This is a genomic window from Photobacterium sp. R1 (assembly GCF_054600795.1).
Map to the genome: position 1 here is coordinate 1 of NZ_BAAHZP010000134.1, position 410 is coordinate 410.

Sequence of the window (410 nt, forward strand, 5' to 3'; positions counted from 1 at the left end):
GCCTGAAAACGGCAGATATCGGTTACTGGCTGGCGGCCGATTTTCAGGGACAGGGTATTATTACCCGGGTATGCCGCTATCTTTGCCGCCTGGCGTTTGACCACTTTGCTATGGAAAAAGTGGTGATTTCAGCCGCGGTTGACAATACGGCGAGCAGAGCAGTAGCAGAACGCCTGGGCATGAAGCTGGAAGGGGTGATCACCCGCAGTGAAAACCTCAACGGCCGCATTCTTGCCCATGCTATTTATGCCCTCCATCGTGATTCAGCCCATTAATGTTTGTAAGGAGAGATGATGAGTGAAGTGACTTACCCTATTCACGGAGCTTGCCAGTGTGGCGGCGTGACCTATACATTGCTCGCACCACCGGCAATGGTCGTGGCCTGCCACTGCAAAGCGTGCCAAAAGCTC

2 protein-coding genes are annotated in these 410 nt (G+C 53.7%); both read left to right on the forward strand.

From position 1 onward, the window contains the following. The coding region (locus ACYP03_RS24325) for a GNAT family N-acetyltransferase (RefSeq protein WP_459782415.1) at positions 1-275 on the forward strand (275 nt) is incomplete at its 5' end. A gap of 18 nt (positions 276-293) precedes the next feature. Then, positions 294-410: GFA family protein (locus ACYP03_RS24330; RefSeq protein ID WP_459782416.1), on the forward strand; the 117-nt coding region annotated here is incomplete at its 3' end.